Source organism: Paraglaciecola algarum, from assembly GCF_021532655.1.
In the GTDB taxonomy this organism is placed as follows: domain Bacteria; phylum Pseudomonadota; class Gammaproteobacteria; order Enterobacterales; family Alteromonadaceae; genus Paraglaciecola; species Paraglaciecola algarum.
This window is the reverse complement of the sequence record NZ_JAKGAS010000003.1, coordinates 153,693-172,862: the sequence shown is the minus strand read 5'-3', so window position 1 is coordinate 172,862 and position 19,170 is coordinate 153,693. Positions and strand designations below refer to the sequence as shown.

General features: G+C 40.1%; 13 protein-coding genes. 4 read left to right on the top strand and 9 right to left on the bottom strand.

Annotated elements, in window-relative coordinates; all coding sequences use genetic code 11:
• Positions 1-74 precede the first annotated feature (74 nt).
• From L0668_RS06930 to L0668_RS06900, 7 genes are all read right to left on the bottom strand, one after another.
• A complete protein-coding gene (locus L0668_RS06930) occupies positions 75-266 on the bottom strand; it encodes a hypothetical protein (RefSeq protein WP_235311366.1) in 192 nt (63 codons plus the stop codon).
• A 94-nt stretch (positions 267-360) separates the two neighbouring features.
• The gene (locus L0668_RS06925) at positions 361-537 is read right to left on the bottom strand and encodes a DUF1328 family protein (protein ID WP_235311365.1); all 177 of its coding nucleotides are present in this window, start codon (positions 535-537) and stop codon (positions 361-363) included.
• Between the two features lie 252 nt (positions 538-789).
• Complete coding sequence (locus tag L0668_RS06920; RefSeq protein WP_235311364.1) at positions 790-1,341, bottom strand: cytochrome b; 552 nt, start codon at positions 1,339-1,341, stop codon at positions 790-792.
• A 34-nt stretch (positions 1,342-1,375) separates the two neighbouring features.
• Positions 1,376-2,806, bottom strand: a complete 1,431-nt coding sequence (locus tag L0668_RS06915; RefSeq protein ID WP_235311363.1) for an ankyrin repeat domain-containing protein — start codon at positions 2,804-2,806, stop codon at positions 1,376-1,378.
• A 2-nt stretch (positions 2,807-2,808) separates the two neighbouring features.
• The gene (locus L0668_RS06910; protein ID WP_235311362.1) at positions 2,809-4,146 is read right to left on the bottom strand and encodes a DUF1552 domain-containing protein; all 1,338 of its coding nucleotides are present in this window, start codon (positions 4,144-4,146) and stop codon (positions 2,809-2,811) included.
• Positions 4,146-6,896, bottom strand: a complete 2,751-nt coding sequence (locus tag L0668_RS06905; RefSeq protein ID WP_235311361.1) for a DUF1592 domain-containing protein — start codon at positions 6,894-6,896, stop codon at positions 4,146-4,148. Before L0668_RS06905 ends, L0668_RS06910 begins: the two co-directional genes overlap by 1 nt.
• Positions 6,897-6,997: 101 nt before the next feature.
• A complete protein-coding gene (locus tag L0668_RS06900; protein ID WP_235311360.1) occupies positions 6,998-7,882 on the bottom strand; it encodes a phytanoyl-CoA dioxygenase family protein in 885 nt (294 codons plus the stop codon).
• Between the two features lie 256 nt (positions 7,883-8,138).
• Between L0668_RS06900 and rpoH the strand changes: the two genes are divergently transcribed.
• From rpoH to L0668_RS06880, 4 genes are all read left to right on the top strand, one after another.
• Positions 8,139-9,005 carry an RNA polymerase sigma factor RpoH gene (rpoH, locus tag L0668_RS06895; RefSeq protein WP_235311359.1) on the top strand — a complete coding sequence of 289 codons (867 nt, stop codon included), beginning with the start codon at positions 8,139-8,141 and terminating at the stop codon, positions 9,003-9,005.
• Between the two features lie 251 nt (positions 9,006-9,256).
• Positions 9,257-10,246, top strand: coding sequence for an ABC transporter ATP-binding protein (locus L0668_RS06890; protein WP_235311358.1), 990 nt, complete (start codon positions 9,257-9,259; stop codon positions 10,244-10,246).
• A complete protein-coding gene (locus L0668_RS06885) occupies positions 10,236-13,133 on the top strand; it encodes a Gldg family protein (protein WP_235311357.1) in 2,898 nt (965 codons plus the stop codon). The genes L0668_RS06890 and L0668_RS06885 overlap by 11 nt, the downstream gene beginning before the upstream one ends.
• Before the next feature lie 9 nt (positions 13,134-13,142).
• A complete protein-coding gene (locus L0668_RS06880) occupies positions 13,143-14,084 on the top strand; it encodes a DUF4340 domain-containing protein (protein WP_235311356.1) in 942 nt (313 codons plus the stop codon).
• Between the two features lie 73 nt (positions 14,085-14,157).
• On the opposite strand, the gene L0668_RS06875 is transcribed toward L0668_RS06880, so the two are convergent.
• Positions 14,158-14,910, bottom strand: coding sequence for a substrate-binding periplasmic protein (locus L0668_RS06875; protein ID WP_235311355.1), 753 nt, complete (start codon positions 14,908-14,910; stop codon positions 14,158-14,160).
• 266 nt (positions 14,911-15,176) lie between these two features.
• Positions 15,177-18,896 (bottom strand): TonB-dependent receptor, encoded by a 3,720-nt coding sequence (locus L0668_RS06870; protein WP_235311354.1) that lies wholly within the window; start codon positions 18,894-18,896, stop codon positions 15,177-15,179.
• Positions 18,897-19,170: the final 274 nt, after the last annotated feature.

The window sequence follows — 19,170 nt, the reverse complement described above, 5'->3', positions numbered from 1 at the left end:
AATAAGTAAATGTTGATGCTAAGTATTTATAATACAAAAAAAGGGCTTCCGCCCTTTTTTTTGGTAAACGCTGATTAACAGTCTTGGTCTTCAGCTTTTACACCTTCTTTGACTTCTTCACAGGCATCTTCAATTGCGTTACCTGCTTTGGTTACTGCACTGTCTACCTCTTCGCCAACATTTTCAGCTTCTCCATCACATGCTGATAATGCAAATACTGTGGTTAAGGTTAAAAGTAAAGTTGAAAGTTTTGTTAAGTTTTTCATAATATTCTCCGTTTATTAAAAAAGTAAAAAAGTAAAAAAGTAAAAAAGTAAAAAAGTAAAAAAGTAAAAAAGTAAAAAAGTAAAAAAGCTTGATTTACACCTTAGGTGCTTTGCCTTTTACGGCATTGGCTACAAGAGATATAACCAGTAATACAACAAATATAAAAAAGATGATTTTTGCAATGCCTGCAGCGGCTCCAGCAATGCCACCAAATCCAAAAACTGCTGCAATTATCGCGATAATTAAAAATGTTAATGCCCAGCTCAACATATATAACCCCTTTTGTTTTGTTTGATTTGTTTACACCTACTTACTATGCGTAATGTGTGCCAGTTTAAATGTTGTTGTTATCTGTTTGATTTTTATGGTTTTATTTGAAGTTTAGAGGGGGTTGAACTTATGGGCATTAATAAGACCGTGAAAATATTTCACGGGTTGTAAGAATTAGTTTCACAGTTTCTCCTTGCTAGTTGTTGATGTTAGGTTTTTGAGTGTTAAGGCGTTGCTTATCCAGAACTGGGGTTATTTAAATAACATACGTTTTAAAATGGGCTTTTTATCAACTATTTGATGGCAGAGCGCACCACCTATGTGTGCGATTAACAGACCACAGATAGAATAAGCACAAATTGAATGGATCAACTCAGCTACTTCTTTTAAATATCTTGAATCAGGAATGGGCGGTAAAGAAAACAGCATGAATACATTGACTGGACGGCCAGCGGCTTCTGTCATCACATAACCTGAAAGTGGCATAATTATTAGACTGAGTAATAAAAGAATGTGCGTAAATTTAGCGGCGTTTTGTTGCCAGTGTTTGATAGCAAAGTTACGGGCTGGAAAGCCGTTAAATACTCGCCATAACACTCGCCATGTGCCTAGAATAAGTACAATTGCGCCTAGAGATTTGTGTAGTGAAAGCATGTTTCTTTTTTGGCTTCCCAGATCAGCAAACTCTAAGCTTAAGCCTAAAAACAACATAACTATTACCAGAACTGCAATTAACCAATGATTAATTACTGAAATATATCCATAACTATTTGGGTTATCTTTGTATTTAGGATCTAGTGGCATAAACTTCTCAAATAACTGGGTGATAATAATTGGATTATAAGTACACTTTCTTTTGGGTACGGGAAGGGGCTTTAGGTGGCGTCAAACCTTTAGCTAGCATGACTTCTTTAAAAGCTTGTTCGGTTTTTTCACTCGGTTTGTAGTTACCCGGTCGAAAACCTTGGGCGATCAACATAGCCGTCCAGCCTTTTTTGTTCTTTTTATTCCATAGCTCAATATTGGCACCCAGCTGATCTAGATGTTTAATGACTAATGGAAAGTTTTTGTAAGCCGCGCCATGCATAGCTGTTTCGCCGGTTAAGCTTACCGCATTAACATCTGCACCTAATGACACTAATAAATTGATGAGCTGAATGGCTTCTTGCTCGGTACCGGCTTCTTCATCAGCTGCTGCTGTACCTAAACCTGCGGCCATCATAAGTGGCGTAACATTATTAATATTAGTGAGTAAAGGGTCAGCGCCATGTTTCAGCAGTATGTTTATAAAGGGAATATCTGCAGTTTTAGCAGCCATAAATAAAGGCGTAGCGCCCTCTAGATTGACCCTTGCGCCAAACGCGTTGAATTTTTTTGTGAGCTGTAGGTTAACCTTGGCACCATATTGGATCAGCACTTCGATAAATTCTAAACTAGTGAGTTTGCCAGAGCCTTTGGGGGGAAAGTCACTGTTATCGCCAATATCTGGTTTTCTGACTTCTACCATAGTATGCAAGGGTGAAAAGCCTGAACGTAGGTCACTGGCATCAGCGCCTTTAGTTAATAGGTATTCAGCTAATTCAAAGTGACCGTTTTCAATAGCAAGGATCAGCGCACTAGAGCCACTTTTAGCAAAACGGCGGCCTCGTCTGTCATGATACATGGGGGTGTTTACATCAAACCCAGCTTCGACTATTGCTTTTACAACAGCCATATGGCCTTGGCGAGCAGCAAAGGCTAGGGCATGAAACTCTCCCTGAGCTTTAGCATTAATATCAGCGCCAGCGGTAATGAGTATGTTAACAACTTCAAGATGACCTTCGGCCGCGGCCCACATCAAGGCGTTTTGATTGCGAGAGTCGACTAAGTGAATATCCACTTGCTGGTCAATTAATAATTTAACTAGATCGCCATGACCGGTGCGAGCGGCGCGCATCAATATAGTTTCGTTTCCGGCTATTTTGTGTGAAGTGTTGGCACCTGCGTCTATCAGTAGTTTGGCGATATGAGCGTTGCCATTTAAGGCCGCGACATATAAAGGGCTAATGGCATAGCGGTTATTAATATTGGCCTCCGCCCCTTGGCTAAGTAATTGTTTTACTTTGTTTATATCGTTGGCTACTGTGGCTCGTAACAAAGCTGTAGAACCATCATTTGTTTGCTGGTTGACGTTTTGTGGATTGATAGGCTCCGCTACAGTTGGCCATGTTGTACATAGCAAAATAGCACAGGCTACTTGGAGCCAGTTTTTAACGTGATTTTTACTCATTACTACACCAGCATCTCGCTAACTAAACCTGTACTATCAGCAAACTTATCAATGTCTATGCCGGCATTTTTAAGCATAGTTAAATGTACATTTGCCAGCGGTGTGGCTTGGTTAAAGACCACGTGGTTATTGCCTTTAAAGCCTAACTTTTGCCCACCCGCCACTATTATGGGTAAGTCATGATGATCGTGTAAATTTGGATCTCCCATGCCACTGCCGTATAAATACATAGTATTGTCGATTAGTTTACCTTCACCGTCTGGCGTATTAGCCAGCTTATCTACTAAATAGGCAAATAACGAAGCGTGATAGGCATTCACTTTGGCCATTCTTGCTAGTTTTGTTGGGTCATTGCCGTGATGGGAAAGAGGATGGTGAGAATCCGCCACACCAATTTCAGGATAAGTGCGAGTACTGGCCTCTCTGACTAGTTGTAAAGTCGACACCCGAGTAATATCCGCTTGCATGGCCAAAACTTGTAAGTCCAGCATGAGTTTTGCGTGATCTGAATAAGACTTAGGTACACCCATAGGTTTATTTAAAGTGGGTAGATGGTTTTTTTCCACCCCTTGATAAGCCAATTGAATTCGTCTTTCCACTTCTCGCACACTGGTAAGGTATTCGTCTATGCGTAACTTATCTTGTGAGCCAACTTGGTTATTAAGTGAGTGAGTACTGCTCATAACAGAGTCGAGTAAACTGTTTCTTGAGTTTAGTGCTTTTTGTCTAGCAGCGATATCGCCACCGGCACCAAATAGTCGTTCAAATACTAAACGTGGGTGAGCTTCTGAAGGTAAAGGTGTGGTAGGCGACGACCAAGATAAATTATTTTGATAAACACAGGCATAGCCGTTGTCACATTGACCTACTGTTTCCAGAAGATCCATACCCATTTCTATAGAGGGTAATTGAGTTTGTTGCCCTATTTGTTGAGCGGCAAGTTGGTCGACTGTGGTGCCTAAATAATAATCTGTGCTTTCTGTTAGTTTAGCTCGTGCGCAACTCAAAAAGGCTGAGTTTGAAGTAGCATGTGAGCCTGGATAAGCGTTTTCGATAAAGGTATTAGTGATCACATTTAGGTGATCCTTGTGAGCCGCCAACGACTCTAAAATAGGCGACATAATGTCTAGATTAGATTTACTTTTAGGTGTAAATCGACTCATGTCTGCACCCATAGCCACAAAAATATAGCCCAGTCGGGTGTTAAGCGCTGGTGCGGCAGGCGTGAGCTCTAAGGCAGTGGCTGCTGGGATCATTGCATCAAGTAATGGTAGTGCTACGCCTACGCCCATACCTTTTAGTAAGGTGCGCCGGGAAATGGACTTTTTAGTGATAAACATTAATGCACCTCGTTATTTTTAAATGAATGTGGATTGGCTGCATTTGCCATAGCAATGGATTCAGGCTTTATCTGCTTATATTTAAATTGTGGACTTTGAACTAATTCAGAAACTATGCTCGAAAATTGATAATTATTGGCTTTTGCTTGTTTAATTATAGCTCGTATTTGTGGAGCATCGTTATGGGTTAAGCCTCTGCCTAAGGCGAATATCATCAACTTTTCGGTTAGTGTTTGCACAAATAACTCGGGTCGCTGTACTAAACCGTCAATTAAACCTTGTGCACCAACAAACTCTGTGCCGTCTGGTAAACCTGCTGTGGCATCTACTGGATGACCAAGTTCGGTTTCTCGCCATTGGCCCACGGCATCATAGTTTTCAAAGGCAAATCCTGGTGGATCCATTAAATTATGGCAACCGGCACAGCTTGGATCTTCTCGGTGTTTGGCCAAGCGAATACGTACCGGTAGGCTTTCCGAAATAGGGCTGTTCTCTAACGAAGGCACATCTGCTGGTGGTGGCGGAGTTGGAGTGCCAATAATGTTTTCGAGTATCCAATTCCCCCTTAATACTGGCGAAGTCCGATTCGCATATGAGGTCACGGCTAAAATACTACTGTGTCTAAGTAATCCACCACGATGACTGGTTTCAGGTAAGGTCACTTTTCTAAACCGGCTGCCATACACATGTGGGATGTCATAGTGTTTAGCTAAACGTTCATTTAAGTAGGAATAATCCGCGCTTAATAAGTCCAACACACTTTGCTCAGACAAGAACACACTGTTAACAAACAATAGGGTTTCTTGTTTCATGGCTTCACGTAGGTTGTGATCAAAATCCGGATAAGCGCGGGTATCAGGGGTGAAACTATCAATGTTTCTGAGGTGTAACCATTGCTCAACAAAGTTATGCAACATGGCTTGGCTCTTATCATCTTGTAACATTCGTGCCACTTGTTGCTGCAATACTTGAGGATTGTGCAGCGATTGTTGAGCCGCCAAGGCCATCAGTTCGTCATCTGGAATACTGTTCCATAAAAAAAATGACAAACGAGACGCCAGTTCGTAATCGTTTAACGCATACACATCTTGATTCAAATTAGCTGGTGGTGTTTCAATTTTAAACAAAAAGTTAGGGTTAACTAAAATAGCTGCTAAGCCTTTTTGTAGTGCGGCATGATATTTATCGGAATCAGATGTTGCTTGATAAGCTTGTTCAAACAAGCCCATAAAGTTGGCTATGTCTTTTTCAGCAAGAGGTCGTCGATAAGCGCGTTTGGCTAATTTGGATAATACTTGTTTGGCGCAAGTATAATGGCTTTCTGCGTTGGATTTTTCTGTCGCACATTGATATTGAACCTGTGCATTGGATCCTGCTAAACGAATAGGCTCTGGGTTGCGGGTGTCTGTGTCTGAACTATTTTGCGTATGATATGGCCCAGTTATCGATACTTCGTAAATGCCAGGTGTTTGTCTAGGGTGCCTATGTAAGTTAAATGCCACGTTAAAGGGTTTACGCTTAGTGATTGGCAATGAATTAGATAAACTGGGGAAGGTCACGCCAATTTTTTGAGCACCCGCTGCTATGTTTAATTCGGCGAATAAGTGACTTTCATCAAAATGATAGTTTTTATAATCTTTAACAGGCGTAATCTGAATCGACTTTTTAATTTCATCATTGACTAAAATTTCCATTTGATGATTTTGATGTAGACCTTCTACTTTTTCGTCTCGATCCCGAGATAAGCGCACGTCAATTCGGTATTGACCACTGACCGGAAAGTAATGATCAACCACCATGCCACCAACTGTGCCTAAAGGAAGACCTTGAACATGGCTTTCTTGAGACTGGTCGGGGCGATTACGGTAGTTACTGCCATCGGGTTGCATAGTGTCTAAACCTATAACTTGTTGAGATATTTTCTGGGCAGCCGTGATATAACGCTCTAATAAAGTCGCGCTTAAATTGCTCATAGTGGTGTTGTCAAAGCCATAACTTTCTTGATCAGATGGCAGTAAATTTGCTACATCCACATTTAGGCCTAGTAGGTCACGAATGGCGTTTTTATATTCTGCGCGGGTTAAGCGTCTGAAGGTTTCAATTTGACCTAAGTTAGGATCTGCTTGGTGATGTGAGTCTAGTTCTTGGCTCATCTCCTCAACTAAATACGCATAGGCTTGTTCGTTAGGACGTTTACGATCTTTAGGCGGCATTTGCCTAGCATTAACCTTACGTAAAACCTGCTCCCATAACGCAGGGTGATCAGCAATATCTGAATCTCGTAAACTGGTGAGATTTAGCTGTCCCTTTTGAGTGGGGTCATTGTGACAATTCATACAGTACACATCTAACATGGCTTGTTCGGGAGAAAATGCATCGAAGATTTTGTGGCTGGGATCTTGGCTGATTAAGCGTTCATTTAACCAATCGCTAGTGGCTTGATAGGTTTCTTGGTCAGGACGGGGGACATCTTTTGCATCTATAGGTGGCATCTGTTGGTTTTGGATAGCCCAAGCAACATCTTGCCACAAGTACGGATCGTCGTTAAGTGCGCCGTTAACTGCACTGGCTAAATCTAAGTTAGCTTCTCTATTTTCAGGATTATGGCAATCGACACAATAGGTTTTTACTGTACTGTGCAAAACTGTATCTTGAATAGGGTAAAGAGGTGCGTCGTCTAAAGGTTCTGGCACAGGCGCACACCCAATTAGCGCCATACAAACTAACATTAAGGTGTGCTGGTTTTTCATTACTGATATTCACATTTTAAAGTTAAAATAATGTTAATAAAATGTGTGTTTAAGTTCAATTGTTATTTTATAGTATTTATTCCTAGGGTTTATGTATTAGGTTATATGCTGGGATCATATAAAAGTGGAAAGTACTTACCTTGCATTTTTTCACCTTTAGTTACCTTAATGTCAGTACCCCGTAACATCACTTCATCCGTGTCACTTGTGGTGCCATCGGCAAATACATTGAGTACCAAAGCTCTGCGGCTGCGTTGCGATTTATTGGCAAAAGAGCCATGTAACATAAGTGGATGATGGAAACAGGCGTGGCCTTTTTTCAGCTCCATAGGTACGGGTTTGATTTGTGCTTGCTGTGGTTCGGTGAGTTGTTCAAAAATGGCTTCCATTTCACCACCTAGTTCTAGTCGTTTCAGTAAGCCCCACTTATGACTGCCTGGAATATAGTTTAAGCAGCCATTTTCTGTAGTTGCGTCATCTAGTCCAATCCAACAAGTTAGGTGCTGCATAGGCACGGTTCTTATCCAATAAGAATAATCTTGATGCCAAGCGACTACACCACCGTGACCAGCGGGTTTACAAAATAGTTGGTCGTGCCAAAAACGTATGGCTTTGTCACCCAACAATTGGCTGGCTGGTTTAGCGAAGGCTGGATTCCATAAGGCATCATGAAAGCCTTGAGTCATTCGCCAATGGCCTAGTGAATGAAACAAAACGGTTTCAGGATCGGTAGATTGGTTATTATGAAATTCATAAAATAAGTCATGTTTAGGATGGGCAGGATCAGCTATCTCGGTTAATTCCTTGCGTAAAACTTCTACCTGCTCAGGCTCAAATATTTTGACATTTGTGAGGTAACCAAACTCATGGAAGTGTTCAATTTGTTCTTTATTTAACGTGAAAGGCTCATAATCTTTTGCGCCAGTGATTTTACTAAATATGTCAGAAACGGGCTTATGGTGTTCTGCCAAATCTCTATTAAGCATTGATACATCCAAATTTAAATTAATGATTAAGCTAATAAAATAACATACACTCAGTATTACACATAATTAAGTGTTTATAGTGTGTCTATATCAAGTGAAGATTGTGACTAATTTCTGTGACATTTCCCCTTGAAAAGTTAAAACCAGTCCCCATTTGGGCCTTGAGATATTTTTATCTTTCGTCAATTTTTGACATTTTGTTCAACTTATTATTTTGTGTTTGATGCTTTAAATCATACTAATACAGGAGTGATATATGAATACTATGCCAATCACAGCAAACACTTTGCCTGCCATTTCAGTCGGGCATTTTCAGGCATATTTAAATTATGTTAGGGCTATTCCCCAATTATCTGCAGAAGAAGAAAAAGCCTTATTTATAAAATTTCAAAAGAATAATGATTTAGATGCAGCGCGTAAGATTATCTTGAGTCACTTAAGATTTGTTGCTTATGTGGCTCGTGGTTACAAAGGATATGGATTACCTATTGAAGACTTAGTACAAGAGGGCAATGTCGGTTTAATGAAATCGATCCCTCGTTTTGATTTATCTTACGGCTATCGTTTAACTAGTTTTGCAATTCATTATATTCGAGCTGAAATTAATGAATATATATTGGCAAATTGGCGACTTGTTAAACTCGGCACCACCAAAGCAAAACGCAAATTATTCTTTAACCTTAAAAAGATGAAAAAGAAACTAGAGTGGTTAACCCATAAAGAAATTCATGAGGTGGCGAGTAAGTTGGATGTCGAGCCTGCTGATGTCATTGATATGGAGTCGAGAATTCATCAACCAGACTATTTTATCGGAGAAGGGCAAGAGTCCAATGAAGAAGAGTCTAGGTTTGACAATCATCAAACATTTTTAGAAGATTGTTCAATGATGCCTCATGCTGAAGTTGAAAAAGAGGATTATATTCACAAATATAGCGCTGCACTAAGAGGCGCTTTAGATGTGTTAGATGACAGAAAAAGGTACATTATTGAAAGCCGCTGGTTAGCCGCGGAAGGTGAAAAGAAAAAACTAGATGAGCTTGGTGAAAAATTTAATATCTCGGCAGAGAGGGTTAGACAACTTGAAGAACAAGCTTTAAAGGTTTTACGTAAAGCGATGAGTTGATCTCGTCGCTTTATCATTTCCAACTCCCTCATTGGATTATTATTCCGCTAATTAAAACTCACAAATTTCCTTGAAAATTAATTTTCATTCCCTACCACCAATGTAGTTAGCTAATTTTTGTGTGGGCAGCATTCCCTTTAGGTGCCCATGCACATTGGATTTCACAGTATTCTGAATAATCATTTTATTAGCTAGCCTAACATTCCGTTTAAAAAATAAAAGCATATAAAAAATGATAAATGGGAGGACATATGCTTAGTGTTGAAAATATAACCCGTACTTACGGTTCGTTTACGGCTGTTGACCAAGTAAGTTTTAATATTAAACAGGGCGAGATTGTGGGATTACTTGGTCATAATGGTGCGGGTAAAACCACTATTATGAAAATGTTGAGTGGTTATATTGAACCCAATCAAGGTGAGATTTTTATAGATGGTAAAAACCTTGAGTTGGAAGCCAAGTCTATTCAGTCTAGCCTAGGTTACCTACCAGAAAGTTTACCTGTATACCCTGAAATGACAGTGGCTGATTATTTGGATTATGCGGCAGATATTAAAGGCTTAACAAAAAATATTAAAAAAGCTGAGATCAAAAAGGCAATACAAGCCACTGAGCTTACCTCTAAGTTACTGGCTCCCATAGATACGTTATCCAGAGGTTTTAAACAAAGAGTGGGGGTTGCACAAGCCATTTTAGGCCAACCTAAACTACTTATTTTAGATGAGCCGACAAATGGCTTAGATCCTACCCAAACCGAACAAATGCGCAAGTTGATCAAGTCTGTGGCAAAACACGCTACTGTGATTTTGTCTACGCATATTATGCAAGAGGTGGATGCTTTATGTGATCGTGTATTGATTATCAATAGTGGTCAATTGGTGGTGGATTCCACCTTAGATAAACTACGCAATAGTAAAACAGTGCGTTTAGTTACCTCTATGGATGGAGAGCAAGCGCTGTTGCATATCAACCCCATTGCAGGCATTGAAGATATGCAACCGGTAACAGCCAAAAACCATACAAGGGATGTGTATTCATATGAAATTAAAATAGCTGAAAACCAAAAAAAACAACAAGTCATGGCGGCAATCGCCAACACTGTGATTTCAGCACAGCAGCAGTTATTTGAAATAACTGAAATCAAACGAGATCTCGAAACTGTATTTAGAGACATTAGTGACCCCAACTTATCCAAGGTAAAAGGGGAATCTCAGCATAAGGAGTTTAGCCATGCAGCCTAATCAAGCTCCTAATGTTATTCGTCGAATTGCCAGCAAAGAAGTGACCTTATTTTTTGCATCACCCGTAGCTTATTTATTTTTAGCTAGCTTTGTGGGCGTGACTTTATTTACCTTCTTTTGGGGAGAAGCATTTTTTGCCAGAAACATAGCCGATGTGAGGCCATTGTTTGAATGGATGCCAATCTTATTAATCTTTTTGGCCAGTGCCTTAACCATGAAACTATGGAGTGAAGAAAGACGTAGCGGCACTTTAGAACACCTATTAACCCAACCTGTACCCATTAGCCGTTTTGTACTAGGCAAGTTTTACGCTTGCTTAATTTTATTATTGATTGCACTGGCTATCACTTTACCTTTGCCTATTACAGTGTCGTTAATTGGTGAGTTGGACTGGGGCCCGGTTTTTGCCGGATACTTAGCGACGTTTTTAGTGGGGGCTGTATACCTCAGTATTGGCTTATATGTGTCTGCAAAAAGCGAAAATCAAATAGTGAGTTTAATCAGTGCATGTGCATTGTGTGGTGTGATTTATCTAGTGGGCTCTGACACAGTGACATCTTTGTTTGCCAGTCCTGCTGCTGACTGGTTACGACAATTAGGCACAGGCTCTAGATTTGATGCGATTACTCGCGGTGTACTCGATTTTAGAGATTTATATTACTACTTGAGCATAGTTGGAGTATTCATTTTTCTAAATACGTATGTGTTAGAAAAAGAGCGTTGGGCCACTCGCCAAAAAGCACGGCATCATTTTCGTTGGAAAGCCACAGTAGCATTGTTAATTGCCAATATCTTAGGGGCAAATTTGTGGTTAGGTCAACTTACTGCTCTTAGAACAGATGTCACAGAAGGTCAGCAATATTCAATTTCTGAGGCAACCAATGGATATTTAGCGCAGCTCCAAGAGCCATTGGTAATAAAAGGGTATTTTAGCGATAAAACACACCCATTATTAGCGCCGCTGGTACCGCAAATAAAAGATCTTATTAAGGAATATGAGATAGCGGGTAAGGGAAAAGTCAGAGTTGAAATTATTAATCCTATTAGCTCCCCAGAGGCTGAAAAAGAAGCCAATCAAAAGTATGGGATCCAACCGGTTCCGTTCCAAGTGGCAGACAGGTATGAGTCTTCGATAGTAAACTCTTATTTTAATGTGGTAATGCAATATGCAGACGAACATCAAGTCTTGGGTTTTAGAGAACTCATTGAAGTTAAGTCTAAAGCACAAGGTGATATTGAAGTGAAGTTGCGTAACCCTGAGCATGATATGACTCGGGGTATCAAAAAGGTCCTAAATGCCTACCAAGCTGGTGGCAACCTATTTGATACAGTCAAAGGCGATCTTACCTTCAGGGCTTATGTCTCGAGTGATGACTTATTGCCAGAACAACTTGTACAGTTTAAGAAAACAGTTGATGAAAGCTTGAAAACTTTTGTCGACCAAGCCCAAGGGCGCTTGAATGTGGAATTTATTGATCCTAGTTCTGATGTCGATCTTGCAACACAAATCGCCACAGATTATGGCTTTCAACCCTTGGCAACGAGCTTGTTTAGCCAGGATAAGTTTTATTTCTACTTAACCTTAATTAAGGATGAACAGATAGTACAAATTCCTTTTGCAGATATGCAGAAATCTACCTTTGAAAGTAACCTAGAAGCTGGAATCAAACGTTTTGCTAGTGGTTTTACTAAGTCTGTTGCCTTAGTTGCGCCAGCGTCTTACGGCCAATATGGTGGTGGAAAGCAATTTAGGCAATTAGAGGAGTTTTTAGGGGCTGAACTCAATGTGAAATCTGAAGATTTAAGTGATGGTGCTGTGTCTGGTGATGCAGATGTTTTAGTCTTAGCTGCACCAGAAAGCTTAGATCAAAAAGCCTTATTTGCAGTCGATCAGTTTTTGATGCAAGGCGGTACTGTGATTGCGTCAACCTCACCTTTTGCTAGCAATTTATCTCGCTCATCACTTAGTTTACAGCAACACACCAGTGGACTAGAGGACTGGTTGGCGCATCATGGTGTATCAATATCCAATAAACTGGTGATGGATACCCAAAGTACGGCATTTCCGATCCCCATAACTCGAAGTGTGGGTGGCTTAAGGGTGCAAGAAATGCGCATGATTGATTACCCTTATTTTGTTGATATCCGTGGTGAAGCCCTTAACCAAGACAATATTATTACCTCAAATATTCCTCAAGTGACTATGCCATGGGCGTCACCTATAGAACTTGATAAAACTAAGATGATAGGTCGAAATACAACTGAGTTATTTAAAAGCTCAGAACAAGCCTGGTTAACGTCTTCGACTGATATTGTGCCTAAGGTTACCCAACTTGGTGTGAGCGCATATACACCCGCTGGTGAGCAATCTTCCCATCTGTTAGGGGTGATGTCAGAAGGGCGCTTTGATTCATATTTTGCTGGGAAAACATCTCCGCTTCTTGAAGATAGTAATCTAGAGGCCAGTAATGAAGATGAGTCTGCTAGTGCACAAGAGGCGACAGAAACAGATGCGTCACCCATTATAACCAGCGTAATTGAGCGTTCTCCTGAGTCATCTCGTTTGTTGGTATTTAGTTCTAATGATTTGTTTGAAGATCAAGTGACTAGGATGGCTGGAAGTGCCAGTGGTAGTGAGTATTTACACTCTATGCAGTTAATGGCAAATGCAGTGGATTATGCCTTAGCTGATACTGGCTTACTGTCAATTCGTGCCCGCGGACATTTTAATCGCACGCTACCGCCTATGGAGCGTGACAGTCAACTCTTTTGGGAATACCTAAACTATCTGTTGGCCGCTTTGGGAATAGGTGTGATTGCTGTTATTCAAACAGTACGCCGCCGTGTAAAACAAAAAGCATATTTTCAATTATTAACGGGTCAATAGGAGGCAAATATGAACAAGTTAATTTTATGGTTAAGTGGGATTTTGGCTCTCCAATTAGTGATTGCAGTAAGTTTAAAAGGAGAGGTTTGGCAACCTGATACGTCAGATATTAGTCAGACTATTTTTGATTTTGATAGTAATCAAATTGATAAAATTGACATCAAAGATGGTGAACAAACCTTGAGTTTAGTGAAGTCATCTGGGCAATGGGTTTTACCTGATTATCATCAATCGCCTGTGGATCAAAATAAGTTAAATGAAGTTAAAGACAAGTTGTTGAGTCTTCAATCTGGGTGGCCAGTAGCGACAACACAAGCTAGCCATCAGCGATTTGAAGTCGCTGAAAATAGCTTTCAACGCCATGTGAAACTATTTAGTAAAGAGCAGGTGTTAGGTGAAGTTTATTTAGGTACTTCACCCGGCTTTAGACAAGTGCATTATCGATTACCAGACCAAGAAAGTGTGTATACAGGGGAGCTCAATGTGTATGACTTTCCTGTAGGGCAAGAGGCATGGATGGATAAAAAGTTATTAGCTGTAAAAACAATAGAGCAAATTCAAGGTGCAGACTTTACCTTGAGTAAAGAGCAAGAAGATTGGAGTTTTTCAGCTGTTAACCAAACACAAGAGCATATAAATTCTGAACTAGATAAAGATAAGGCTCAGGAATTAGTGAATGCATTTTCTAAGTTAAATGTGACAAAAATTTCTGAAAAGAAACCCACAGCAAAAGGGGTTGAGTTAGCTGTGGTTGAAAATGGTAAAACTTATCATTATCGGTTTGTTGAAGAAAATGAGGATTATTTCGTTAGTAGGGATGATAAACCACACATGTTTAACATCAGTAAATATGAATATGAAAAGTTTGCCGGAGCCCAATATCAAGAGTTAGCCAAACAAGTTGAACAGCCAGAATCTGAGGCTAAAACAAACACCGAGTCAAATAGCTAACGCTTAGATGCCGAGCAGGAGACCATCACATCAGGTTAGTTAAATATGGGTAGCTTAGGCTACCCTTATTTATTCAAGGCTGATGATTTTTAATGGCATCCGCTATAAAGCCTGATTCTTCCAACCGCTTTAATGCTGCTGTAATTTTTGGAATAAGCGCTTGATGTTTTTTGTGCAGGTAATGAAATAAAGGCACAGTAGGGTTATATCTATCCAAGGTTTTAACTAACGATGCTTGCTCTTGATTAACTTGTTTTAAAAATGTTTTGTCTGCCATTGAAATAGCATCAACACGGCCCTTTAATAGTAAGTTGACTAATTGTTGGTTGTTGATCGCTCTGACAGGGTTGTAATGGGTATACTCTTTTTCAACAAATACTCCACCGTTAATTATGCCTAATTTTATATCTTGAATGCCAAGCCTATCCACACTCGCGTTGGTTTTTAAAGCATACAAATTTTGATGCATATGGCAAATGGCTATAGGTATTCTAACTAGGTTAGGGTAACGTTCTTCTAAGTATTGGATCCGTGCTGTTTCGCCGTCTGTTCGACCTGCGTTAGATTCAACTAAAGCCCGCTTAGATGGCATTATTTGAAAGTTTAATTGATAACCAATAGATTCATAAGCTTGGGTTAGACTTTTATAAGCACAATCATTCTCACCTACATGGCGGACTTGGGATAAGTTAATTTGATTGTTTTGTGGCGTTATTTCTGTACTGGCTTTAGCGAGGAGCGAAATACTACTTGCTAGTAATATTAGAAAAACATGAAGAAAGGTTATAAATAAATGTCTTACACAAGTGATAGTTAAGATACTCATCTATATTTGTATGGTTTGCAGTTTTTTCATGATTAAAATGTAACCTGTTCTAAACAAGAATGCTAAAGTTTTTTACCGAGGGGAATGCGTATCTTTGAATTGGAGACTTTTAAAAGCCAGTTTAATTCAAGCTTTGTATGGTATTACACAATATAATAGACCAGCTATGAAAGCTGGCCTATCAGTCGATCACCTAATTTAGCATGATCCATATAGCGTCACATCAAACAAACTTGTTAGCATGGCTAATAAGCTTGCAGGTCATTTTAGAAAGTATAATTAATACCAGCATAATAACGACGCCCGTTGGTCCACTCATTAACAGTAATTTTGTCAAGAGTACTTTCGTAATATGGCTTCAGTTCAGCTACTGATACGCCACTGGCTTGAGATAAGATCTCAAACGCTTCCTCGCCAGTAATTGAAGATTCGATGAGTTGGTTACCGTCTTCATCTTTGGCGATTACACGATTACCGGTAGCAACACCATCAACCACTTCATCAATCCATTGCATATGGTTAATCACAGGATCATTCACAATCTGTGATCTATCCAAGTAGTACACGACATTTTCGTTGGTTAAATTAGTTATCGAAAAGCTAGCCACTAAATTGTCCATGATTTGATACGTAGCTTTAAAGTCTAACTGCGCGCGAGCGTCGGTAAAACGAATTCCTTCGCTATTGCTCAGGTTGGCATACTCACTGCGGTAGTTATAAGACAAGCGTGCTGAATATTTTTCATCTTCATAATAAATAGATGCATTCAAAGTATCTTTCGATTGGCCAAACATAGGTTCTGTTTGTACAGTTGTCTTGGTGCTAAAACCTGTTACCGCAAAATACTCACGTTGCGATGGGTCGCTCACATGAGTTTCAATATCACTCATATCACCGATTTCATAGGCGAATGTTGAGTTAGTGAATTTTTGGTCTGGTACATCTGTGTAGGTGTAGTTAACTATACCACCAAAGCCGTTACCCAAGTCATGTTGCAGTTGGAACTCAAGGCCTTTCACTTTTTGCTCACCAGTATTGAAGTAAGAGCTCACAACATAGTCGCCATTAACAGGGTAGCCATTATTGTCGGTTTTGCCTTCTGCTCCTAAATGATCTAAGTTTTGTACTTGAGATGTAGAACGTACCATATTCTTGATATCTTTCTGGAACGCTGTTATCGCGAAGATAGAAGACTTATCAAAATACCACTCAACCCCCAACTCACTATTAATTGAAGTATACGAACCTAAGTCAGAGTTACCCACTGACCCGCGACGTTGTGAGGCCATAGGCAGACGTTCGGCTAAACCTTCTTCAGTTAGGTCTTGCTGACGCCCATCTGTATACAACCTATAACGCTCAGTGGCCAAATAAAAGGTACTTCTCATCTGACCTAGGCTAGGGTGCGAAATATTTTTTGAAGCAGCTGCTCTTAAAATAACATCATCTGCCAAATCAACCGCTAAGTTGAAGCTAGGTAGATAGTCTTTAGTGCTACTGGTTTGTACTAATGGTGCGTACATATTAAAGCCGGCTTTTTCTTCTACATAGCCAGGTTCACTAGGGTCTAAAGGATAAGATAATGGCTGACCATCTTCATCTTTAGCTACTTCATTACCAACAGATTTACGCTCTGTGTCTACTACACGAAGACCCAAATTACCGCGGAAACCATCACCGCTAAAATTGGCCATGGCATAGTAGGCTAAATATTCTTCATCTACATCATAAAAGTCACCGGCAGATTCAGTCATACCTGAGCGACAACCGTAATAGTCGTTTGAACCAGAATATGCAGCAATGGCGTCTTCACAACCTCCTTTATTTGGTGTGCCTTCTGAATGTAATACTAAAAAGTGATCATTTAGTAATGCATCTCGCTTAGCCTGATCAATATCAAAATATTCATTTGGTGTGTCATGACCAGCGGTATCTAAACCTGATACTGTGCCGCCTGCAATTTCCCCTGCCAGAATAACTGGAAACTCGCTGACTTCATTTGAGTAACCATGGAACCTAGCATTATCTGTGTAATAGCTCTCTGTGCGGTTTATTTGACGGAGTTTTCCACCAAATTTAACACTGTCAATGTAGAAGTCGTTATCTAACTCCCAAGTGACATCACCCTGGAAAAAATCTTCAGTGTTTTCACGATAACGAGCTGTGTTTCGCAAGCCACCTGTTAACACATAAAACTCATTGGTCGGCGCTAACAAGAAGTTTTCTGCGCGCTGCTGTGCCGCTGCTAATTCATCACCGGTTAAAGAAGGATCGGCTTCTATACCCCAAGAAACTTTACCCGTTTCAGGGTTATAAGCGTAACCTAGGTTAACACCCTCATAGGTTGGAATTTTAAGGTCAACAGTATCACCAGAATAAGGTGTTTCAGAGTCGCCATATCGGGTTGCCAAGGTTGTTGCACGATCTAATACGGTACTTTCAGCTGTGGTACGCCCTGTTTGAAGTTTGACTTTAAAATCATCTATTTCGTAGTCCATAGTCAGATGGATTCTATTTTGTTCAGTTTCGGTACCGCTGCGGTCATTGGAATCACGACGAACCATTTCACCCCATCTGGTATCACCAGCATAGTAGTTCTCACCATTCCATACTGAACCAGCTCCTCGAACTAAGTTAACCCCATCAATTGGGTAGGTTGCTGACAGCACAATATCTTGCACTGGATCCATCACTAAGCGTGGATCGACTCCCGGCACTTCGTTACTATATAAAAGCTGACTCATTCTGAAGGTTTGCGCGTATAAATTATCATTCTTATTATCGCGATCTGAGCTGTTTTGGTTTAACTCAAGATTAAAACTTAACTCATCAGTGGGAGCCCACTGTAAATTAACCGTAGTATCTAGGCGAGTTTCTTCTTTAGAAAATGCCGGTGAATAAAGCATATTGCCAACATGTAAAGGAGACGTCTGACCTAAACCTCCGTCTCTACGACTTCCCCAGAAAAGCCCCCAACTTGGATCGATATAGGTTGGATCCATGACTTCATCTAACTGGCCCCAGTTTTGGGTGTTATTGTTCCAAACACCAGAGTTACTTGGGTCATATGTTGGCCAATAAGAATCCCCGTTTCCGGCAACGGCTTCTAAGTCGCCATAGGTATAACCGTTTAATGCCATATGGCGGGTGATAATTAAATTATGACCATTCATATGCCTTAATTTAATATCACTACTTAAACATTCCTCTGTTGGGCAATCGATTGGATTAGTTTGTTGAAAGCCTGTGCCACTGCCCACACCGCCTGATTCAAACCCCGTACGAAAGGCATTACGTTGCTGTAAGCTGACTGCTATTGATGCCCCAAAGGTTTGGTCTTCATTGACAAAGTTATAAGCAGTTGAAATTTGTGGTGAGGTCTTTTCTGAAGAGTCATTGTATTCCCCTTCTATATTGAAGTAGCCATAGCCATCTTTTTGTTCTAACGGCTTTTTAGTATGCAGAATAACCGTACCGCCAATACCTCCGGCATCTATATCTGCACGAGCGGATTTGTGGACTTCTATTTTCGACACACGTTCAGCTGGTATATTTGAAAAATCAAAAGCATTACTTTCCGCTTGACCGGGTAGATAAGAAGCCGACTTAGCGGATTGACCATTTACTAAGGTATTAGTAAGAGAAGGTGATGTTCCACGTATAGAGATTTTTGAACCTTCACCAAATTGACGTTCAATTTGCACACCCGCTACACGTTGCAAGGCTTCGGCCATATTTTTGTCAGGGTTTTTGGCAATATCTTCGGTATTAATTGAATCAACAATGGCATCTGAAAAACGTTTATTGTTTAAGTTGTCACGTAGCGAAGAACGAATACCCGTGATTTGAATGATTTCCAGTTCCTTTTCTTTCGCTTCTTTTTCAGAGACTTCTTCAGCAGCCAAAGCAGGTATAACCATACTAGAGCCTAAAAATATAGCTGTATTCACAGCCATTGCTATTTTGGATTTGTTGATCGCTTTCATACTTTTCCTTTTAACGTTACTAGTTGTTTCAAAGTTCTCTGACTTTTATTGTTTTTTGTTTTTTAGTGATTTAGGACATGACTTTTTTTCAGTATTCCACTTCAATAAAGGCCTCAGAGGCAGTCTCTTGATAATAAGTAGATTAATCAAATTACCAGTATGTAAATTAAACAATAAAACTTATCATTACAAGAATAAATTATTGTTTTTTGTTGTTTTGTTGGGAATATTTGATTTTATTTGTGGTGGGGGAGTGACACGGAGAAACTGGAAA

Bases quoted from the DNA above. Each gene is read 5' to 3' on its own strand.
- L0668_RS06930 (WP_235311366.1), bottom strand. From the start codon at position 266: ATGAAAAACTTAACAAAACTTTCAACTTTACTTTTAACCTTAACCACA.
- L0668_RS06925 (WP_235311365.1), bottom strand. From the start codon at position 537: ATGTTGAGCTGGGCATTAACATTTTTAATTATCGCGATAATTGCAGCA.
- L0668_RS06920 (WP_235311364.1), bottom strand. From the start codon at position 1,341: ATGCCACTAGATCCTAAATACAAAGATAACCCAAATAGTTATGGATAT.
- L0668_RS06915 (WP_235311363.1), bottom strand. From the start codon at position 2,806: ATGAGTAAAAATCACGTTAAAAACTGGCTCCAAGTAGCCTGTGCTATT.
- L0668_RS06910 (WP_235311362.1), bottom strand. From the start codon at position 4,146: ATGTTTATCACTAAAAAGTCCATTTCCCGGCGCACCTTACTAAAAGGT.
- L0668_RS06905 (WP_235311361.1), bottom strand. From the start codon at position 6,896: ATGAAAAACCAGCACACCTTAATGTTAGTTTGTATGGCGCTAATTGGG.
- L0668_RS06900 (WP_235311360.1), bottom strand. From the start codon at position 7,882: ATGCTTAATAGAGATTTGGCAGAACACCATAAGCCCGTTTCTGACATA.
- rpoH (WP_235311359.1), top strand. From the start codon at position 8,139: ATGAATACTATGCCAATCACAGCAAACACTTTGCCTGCCATTTCAGTC.
- L0668_RS06890 (WP_235311358.1), top strand. From the start codon at position 9,257: ATGCTTAGTGTTGAAAATATAACCCGTACTTACGGTTCGTTTACGGCT.
- L0668_RS06885 (WP_235311357.1), top strand. From the start codon at position 10,236: ATGCAGCCTAATCAAGCTCCTAATGTTATTCGTCGAATTGCCAGCAAA.
- L0668_RS06880 (WP_235311356.1), top strand. From the start codon at position 13,143: ATGAACAAGTTAATTTTATGGTTAAGTGGGATTTTGGCTCTCCAATTA.
- L0668_RS06875 (WP_235311355.1), bottom strand. From the start codon at position 14,910: ATGAGTATCTTAACTATCACTTGTGTAAGACATTTATTTATAACCTTT.
- L0668_RS06870 (WP_235311354.1), bottom strand. From the start codon at position 18,896: ATGAAAGCGATCAACAAATCCAAAATAGCAATGGCTGTGAATACAGCT.